Genomic DNA, 6,057 nt, shown 5'->3' with positions numbered 1-6,057 from the left:
GAGCGTCAACGCCTCGAACAGCGGCATCTCGCTCAGCTCTGCCTCGCCGGGCTCGTGAGTGCCGGCGCTGTTGTCGTCCTCGGCATCGATACGGTCGGGCGCGGTGCGCGTGGCGTCAGCTTCCGCATCGCCGCCGTTGACGCTCTCGTCAGGGCGGGCGTCGTCACGAATGCGGTCGAGCAGGACGAGCGGCCCGAGCCGCAACGCGCCCTCACGAGGCGGCGCCATGTCGAGGTCTTCGGGGCAGTGCTGCGTCTTGACGCCGGAGACACCCGGGTTGACGAGCACCGACAGCGGCTTGGGGTAGGCCATGACGTCGCGGCGGTCGTTGAAGATGAGCGTCTCGTCGGTGACGTAGCCGTAGCCGTGCGTGCAGTAGTGCTGCGTCGCCGTCGTCTTGCCGGTGCCCGACGCTGCGAACAGACCGGCAACGACGCCCGTGTCGGGGTCGCAGACTCCACCGGCGTGGAGCATGACAAACTCGCCCGCACGCGCCGAGATGGCGCGGCCGGTGAGCGTCGTCGTCAGCGTGTAGTCGCCGGTGTCGGAGCCGCTGCCGGGGGCGTCATCGATTCGATCGACGGTGATCGTCTTTGCGATGTCGACCGGCTCGACCTCAGCCGTCCCGGCTGCTCGCAAGCCTGCGGCGCTCTCGCTGCCGACCGAACTGCCACCCCGACCCACCCGATGTGGCGCGCTCGGCAAGGGCGCGATCGTGCGCTGTGGCGGCGCGTCCGGGCGGCACCAGTGCCACTGACGCGCGACGGCGTCACGACGCTCGGGCTGCACGTTCACCGCGAAGTCGAGGCCGAAGACGCGAAGCTCGAGGGGGCCGTCAGTCACGTGTGCAGCCTATCCGTGACGACCGTCATGGGTGGGGCAGACCCACGAGGGCATGCGCCCCTGCCGACCGGGATCGGGGCGCGAGGTTCCGCCCTGGGCGAACGCAGCAGCCAAACGCGCCCGGAGCGGAACACGGCGGGCACACGCGGCGTTGGCACCTTCGAAGACCGGTGGTGGATGCGGCGTCACGCTGACGCCGTCACCCGCCCCGGCTAGCATCGTGTGAGATCTCGGCATCGAGGAGATGACATGTTCGAACGGTTCACCGACCGCGCCCGTCGGGTCGTGGTGCTCGCGCAAGAAGAAGCGCGCATGCTCAACCACAACTACATCGGCACGGAGCACATCCTCCTGGGCCTCATCCACGAAGGGGAGGGCGTCGCCGCGAAGGCGCTCGAATCCCTGGGTATCTCGCTGGACGCCGTCCGCGAGCAGGTTCAGGAGATCATCGGCCAGGGGCAGCAGACGCAGTCCGGCCACATTCCCTTCACGCCGCGCGCGAAGAAGGTTCTCGAGCTGTCCCTGCGCGAGGGGCTGCAGCTCGGTCACAGCTACATCGGCACCGAGCACATCCTGCTCGGCCTGATCCGCGAGGGTGAGGGCGTCGCCGCGCAGGTGCTCGTCAAGCTCGGCGCAGACCTGTCGACGGTGCGCACCACCGTCATCCAGCTCCTGTCCGGATACCAGGGCAAGGGCGAGCCGCAGGCCGCGGGCGTCGGCGCGTCGTCGTCGGGTGGCCCCGCCGAGGGCACCCCGGCCGGTTCGACGGTGCTCGACCAGTTCGGTCGCAACCTCACGCAGGCTGCCCGTGAGGGCAAGCTCGACCCGGTCATCGGGCGTGAGAAGGAGATCGAGCGCGTCATGCAGGTGCTGTCGCGCCGTACCAAGAACAACCCGGTGCTCATCGGTGAGCCCGGCGTCGGCAAGACCGCCGTCGTCGAGGGTCTTGCCGCTGACATCGTCACGGGTGACGTGCCCGAGACACTCAAGGACAAGCACCTCTACACCCTCGACCTCGGCTCGCTCGTCGCCGGTTCGCGCTACCGCGGTGACTTCGAGGAGCGCCTCAAGAAGGTGCTCAAGGAGATCCGCACGCGTGGCGACATCATCCTGTTCATCGACGAGATCCACAGCCTCGTCGGTGCCGGTGCGGCCGAGGGTGCCATCGACGCTGCCTCGATCCTGAAGCCGATGTTGGCTCGTGGCGAGCTGCAGACGATCGGTGCGACGACGCTCGATGAGTACCGCAAGCACATCGAGAAGGACGCGGCGCTCGAGCGCCGGTTCCAGCCGATCCAGGTCAACGAGCCGACGATCCCGCAGGCCATCGAGATCCTCAAGGGTCTGCGCGACCGCTATGAGGCGCACCACCGCGTCACGATCACGGACGCCGCGCTCGTCGGGGCCGTCAACATGGCCGACCGGTACATCACCGACCGCTTCCTGCCGGACAAGGCGATCGACCTCATCGATGAGGCGGGCGCGCGTCTGCGGATCCGTCGCATGACGGCTCCGCCGGAGCTGCGCGAGTTCGACGAGAAGATCGCTCACGTGCGTCGTGAGAAGGAATCGGCCATCGACAGCCAGGACTTCGAGAAGGCCGCTGCCCTGCGTGACGACGAGCGCAAGCTCGTCGAGGAGAAGGAGGCCAAGGAGAAGGAGTGGAAGGCCGGCGACGTCGATCTCGCCGCCGTCCTCGACGAGGAGCTCGTCGCAGAGGTTCTCGCCGCGTCGACCGGTATCCCCGTGTTCAAGCTGACGGAGGAGGAGTCCTCGCGTCTGCTGCGCATGGAGGACGAGCTGCACAAGCGCGTCATCGGCAACGACGACGCCATCAAGGCGCTGTCGCAGGCCATCCGACGCACGCGTGCGGGCCTCAAGGACCCGCGCCGTCCCGGTGGTTCGTTCATCTTCGCCGGCCCGACGGGTGTCGGCAAGACGGAGCTCGCCAAGTCGCTCGCCGAGTTCCTCTTCGGTGACGAGGACGCGCTCATCACGCTCGACATGTCCGAGTACGCGGAGAAGCACACCGTCTCGCGTCTGTTCGGTTCGCCCCCCGGCTACGTCGGCTACGAAGAGGGTGGCCAGCTGACGGAGAAGGTGCGTCGCAAGCCGTTCTCGGTCGTGCTGTTCGACGAGGTGGAGAAGGCTCACGCCGACATCTTCAACTCGCTGCTGCAGATCCTGGAGGACGGTCGCCTGACCGACAGCCAGGGCCGCGTCGTCGACTTCAAGAACACCGTCATCATCATGACGACGAACCTCGGCACGCGCGACATCGCGAAGGGCGTCTCCCTCGGCTTCGCCGCGGGCAACGACCAGCGCAGCAACTACGACCGGATGAAGGCCAAGGTCGGCGAGGAGCTCAAGCAGCACTTCCGTCCCGAGTTCCTCAACCGTGTCGACGACACGATCGTGTTCCCGCAGCTGTCGCAGGCCGAGATCGTCGAGATCGTCGACCTCATGGTCGCGAAGCTCGACGAGCGCCTCAAGGATCAGGACATGGCGATCGAGCTCACGCAGGGCGCGAAGGATCTGCTCGCAAAGCGCGGGTACGACCCGGCTCTCGGTGCACGTCCGCTGCGTCGCACGATCCAGCGCGAGATCGAGGACCAGCTGTCCGAGAAGATCCTCTTCGGCGAGATCTCGAAGGGCGACCTCGTGCTCGTCGACGTCGAGGGCGAAGGCAAGGAGGCGACGTTCACGTTCTCCGGCACGCCGATCTCGCTGTCGAAGCACACGCGGGCGTCTGACAAGGTCGACACCGACATGAAGGGCGCGACGCCGAGCAGTGACGACCTGTCGGGTCCGATCGACTTCGGTGGCGCCGTCGGCGGTGGTCCCGGTGGCGGCGAAGGCGCTGCCGCGGTCTGATCGACGTTCCGACCGTGTCTGATGCGCGGTGACCTGTGCGGTGCGGCCCGCCTCCCTGGGGGGAGGCGGGCCGCACCGTCGTGTTCTCGTCGGGTGGGCTTGACGGGGTTCGTCAGCTGGGACGCGCGGCTGCGGCCCCGAAGCGAGTGCCTAGGGTGGAGTGCATGAGTTCCGTCGTGCTTCGCCGTGCCCGCGCCGCCGATGTGCGAGGCATCCGACGGCTCGTGACGCCGTACGTGGAGTCGAAGGCGATCGTCGACAAACCGGCCGTCAGCTACTACGAGAACCTGAGCGAGTTCATCGTCGCCGAGCTCGACGACGACATCGTCGGATGCGGTGCGCTGCACGTCATGTGGGAGGACGTTGCGGAGGTGCGAACGCTCGCCGTGTCCGGCGACGTCCGCGGCCACGGCGTCGGAGGGCGCCTGCTCGACGCCCTCATCCACCAGGCGCGCATCATCGGCGTCGACCGCGTGTTCTGCCTGACGTTCGAGACCGCCTTCTTCGCGCGCCACGGGTTCGTCGAGATCGAAGGCATCCCGATCGAGCGAACCGTCTACGACGAACTGCTGCAGTCGTACGACGAAGGTGTCGCCGAATTCCTCGACCTCGACCGCGTCAAGCCCAACACCCTCGGCAACACGCGCATGCTGCTGACGCTCTGACGATCGGAAGAGCGCGGTTGAGCAAAACGTTTGTTGCCCATTCGTTAGCCGATGCAGAGGTGCATGCATGGGTTCGACGACTACTGTGAGCCGGTTGGCCGTTCTTGGACGAGTGGCCGCGCCTCATTGACCACCCATCAGGGAAGGGCCATCGCACATGGTTCACCTTCTTGCAGCGGACGCGACCGGACCGATCTCCCACGCGTCGTCCGGGCAACTCACCCTCGCGGCGCTCGCCGGCATCGCCGTCGTCGTCCTCGCGATCAGCGCGTTCAAGCTCCACCCGTTCCTCGGCCTCATCCTCGGCAGCGCGGCGCTCGCCGCCGTCGCCCAGGTGCCAGGCAAGGCCGCCGTCGACAGCTTCACGACCGGTTTCGGCAAGACCGCCGGCTCCGTCGGTCTGCTCGTCGCCCTCGGTGCGATGATCGGTCAGCTGCTCGCCGACTCCGGCGGCGGCAACGCGATCGTCGACAAGCTCGTCGGCGGCGTCAAGGCCGCCGCACTGCCGTGGATGATGGCGCTCGTCGCCGCGATCATCGGCCTGCCGATGTTCTTCGAGATCGGCGTCGTCCTGCTCATCCCGATCGTCCTGTCGGTCGCGCGCCGCACGAAGCAGCCGGTGCTGCTCATCGGCATCCCGGCCCTCGCCGGCCTGTCGGTGCTCCACGGTTTCGTGCCGCCGCACCCCGGCCCCGTCGCCGCGATCGAGGCCGTCCACGCCAACACCGGCCGCACCCTGCTGTTCGGCATCATCGCCGCCATCCCGACGCTCATCGTCGCCGGCCCGCTGCTCGGGCGCCTCGTCGCGCGTCTCGTCCCCGTCGATGCTCCCGCGGCGCTCGCTGCCGACGGCTCGGTCCGCGACGCGGGTTCGGGCGCGCATGACGGTGGCGAGCACGACGGCGCCACCGCCGTCGACGCGAAGAACGACACGACGCCCACGCGTCGCCCGTCGTTCGGTGCAGCGATCACGTGCATCCTGCTGCCCGTCGTCCTCATGCTCATCTCGGCCATCGCCGAGATCGCCGGCATGAAGAAGGGCACGGCGCTGTCCGTCATCGAGTTCCTCGGCAACCCGCCGGTCGCGCTGTTCATCTCGACCATGGTCGCGATGATCCTGCTCGGCAAGGGCGCCGGCCTGTCGATCGCGAAGACGAACGGCATCATGAGCGCGGGCCTGCCCGCCGTCGCCGGCATCATCCTCATCGTCGCCGCCGGCGGTGGCTTCAAGACGCTCCTCGTCGACGCGGGCGTCGGCAACGTCATCAAGGACTGGGCAGACGGCAGCAACTTCTCTCCGCTGCTGCTCGCGTGGCTCGTCGCCGTCGGCATCCGTCTCGCGACGGGTTCGGCGACGGTCGCGACGATCACCGCCGCCGGCATCGTCGCGCCCCTGGTCGCCCACCTCGACGCCAACCAGCTCTCCCTCGTCGTGCTCGCGATCGGCGCCGGCTCGCTGTTCTTCAGCCACGTCAACGACGCCGGGTTCTGGCTCGTCAAGGAGTACTTCGGCCTCAGCGTCGTGCAGACCCTCAAGTCGTGGTCGCTCATGGAGACGATCATCTCCGTCGTCGGCTTCGCCTGCGTCTGGATCCTGCACCTCATCGTCTGAGACGCAGGGCGCTCGCACTCACCGAACCCCCTTGCGCGCAGATGCACCCGGGTGCATCTGCGC

General features: G+C 67.9%; 3 protein-coding genes and 1 pseudogene. 3 read left to right on the top strand and 1 reads right to left on the bottom strand.

Features of this window, described 5'->3' with window-relative positions:
• Positions 1–843 (bottom strand): annotated as a pseudogene (locus B2284_RS01285) (hypothetical protein); the annotation flags it as partial.
• A gap of 249 nt (positions 844–1,092) precedes the next feature.
• Between B2284_RS01285 and B2284_RS01280 the strand changes: the two are divergent.
• From B2284_RS01280 to B2284_RS01270, 3 genes are all read left to right on the top strand, one after another.
• The gene (locus tag B2284_RS01280; RefSeq protein WP_038569468.1) at positions 1,093–3,717 is read left to right on the top strand and encodes an ATP-dependent Clp protease ATP-binding subunit; all 2,625 of its coding nucleotides are present in this window, start codon (positions 1,093–1,095) and stop codon (positions 3,715–3,717) included.
• 164 nt (positions 3,718–3,881) lie between these two features.
• On the top strand, positions 3,882–4,382 hold the full coding sequence (locus B2284_RS01275; RefSeq protein WP_038569464.1) for an amino-acid N-acetyltransferase: 501 nt from the start codon (positions 3,882–3,884) through the stop codon (positions 4,380–4,382).
• 157 nt (positions 4,383–4,539) lie between these two features.
• The gene (locus B2284_RS01270; protein ID WP_136788513.1) at positions 4,540–5,994 is read left to right on the top strand and encodes a GntP family permease; all 1,455 of its coding nucleotides are present in this window, start codon (positions 4,540–4,542) and stop codon (positions 5,992–5,994) included.
• The last annotated feature ends 63 nt before the right edge of the window (positions 5,995–6,057 follow it).

The organism is Dermacoccus sp. UBA1591 (assembly GCF_002322065.1).
Lineage (GTDB): Bacteria > Actinomycetota > Actinomycetes > Actinomycetales > Dermatophilaceae > Dermacoccus > Dermacoccus nishinomiyaensis.
The sequence above is the reverse complement of the archived record's forward strand: the minus strand, read 5'-3'. Positions and strand labels throughout refer to the sequence as shown.

Coding starts and splice junctions, on each gene's coding strand:
- B2284_RS01270 (WP_136788513.1), top strand. CDS start 4,540: ATGGTTCACCTTCTTGCAGCGGACGCGACCGGACCGATCTCCCACGCG.
- B2284_RS01275 (WP_038569464.1), top strand. CDS start 3,882: ATGAGTTCCGTCGTGCTTCGCCGTGCCCGCGCCGCCGATGTGCGAGGC.
- B2284_RS01280 (WP_038569468.1), top strand. CDS start 1,093: ATGTTCGAACGGTTCACCGACCGCGCCCGTCGGGTCGTGGTGCTCGCG.